The following is a 1202-nucleotide window of genomic DNA, read 5'->3' on the forward strand; positions in this document are numbered from 1 at the left end:
CACGGTGGTGCGGACCCAGGCCGAGTACGCCGCCGCGGCGCGGGCCGCGCGGCCCGGCCGACCGGATCGTGCTGGCCGACGGCGAATGGCGGGACGTTCCACGATTCTGTTCACCGGCGAAGGCCGACAGGGCAGTCCCATCACCCTGACGGCCCAGACCCCCGGCGGCGTCGTCCTGACCGGCCAGTCCAATCTGCGCATGGCCGGCGAGAACCTGGTCGTCTCCAACCTGGTGTTCCGGGACGGCTGGTCGCCGACCGGCGAGGTGATCTCGTTCCGCCAGAGCCGCGCGCGGCGGGCCAACTACAGCCGCGTGACCGGCGTCGTGATCGACGGCTTCTCCAAGCCCCGGCGCGCCGATTCCGACAACTGGGTCGCCCTGTACGGTCATCACAATCGGTTCGACCACAACCATCTGGCGGGCAAGACCAACGCCGGGACCACCCTGGTGGTGGTCCGTGACGAGGAACAGGGCCTGGAGAACCGCCACCTGATCGACCACAACTACTTCGGCCGGCGCCCCAACCTGGGCTCGAACGGCGGGGAGACCATCCGGATCGGCACCAGCCACGATTCCGCGTCGGACTCCTTCACCACCGTGACGGCCAATTGGTTCGAGCATTGCGACGGCGAGGTGGAGGTCGTCTCCAACAAGTCGGGCGCGAACGTCTATCGCGGCAACGTCTTCTTCGAATCGCGCGGCGCCCTGGTGCTGCGCCACGGCGACGGCAATCTGGTCGAGGACAACGTCTTCATCGGCAACGGCGTGCCGAACACCGGCGGAATCCGGGTGATCAACCGGCGCCAGACGGTGCGCAACAACTACATGGAAGGGCTGAGGGGCGAGGGCTTCGCCAGCGCCCTGACGGTGATGTACGGCGTGCCGAATTCGCCCTTGAACCGCTACGTCCAGGTGTCGGACACGGTGGTCGAGAACAACACCATCGTCGACGCCGGGCAGATCTTCCTGGGCGCCGGGATGGACGCGGAGCGGTCGGCCCCGCCTGTGGCCACCCGCATCGCCGACAACCTGATCGTCAACCGCGACAACGCCCGCCCGATCCGGGTGCTGGGCGACATGTCCGGGATCGCCTTCTCCGGCAACGTCCAGTCCCCCGAGGCCACGACCCGCCTGCCGGGGTTCGAGGGTCGCGCGGTGGCGCTGGCGCGCGGGCGAGGCGGCCTGCTGACGCCCCAGGGCC

The 1202-nt window shown here is 69.2% G+C and carries 1 protein-coding gene; it reads left to right on the forward strand.

Annotated elements, in window-relative coordinates:
• Positions 1-85: 85 nt before the first annotated feature.
• On the forward strand, positions 86-1202 hold a 1117-nt coding region (locus AC2W7C_RS18165; protein ID WP_486002601.1), incomplete at its 3' end, for a polysaccharide lyase 6 family protein.

Source organism: Brevundimonas sp. CURTG3B2_SDJG (assembly GCF_057364705.1).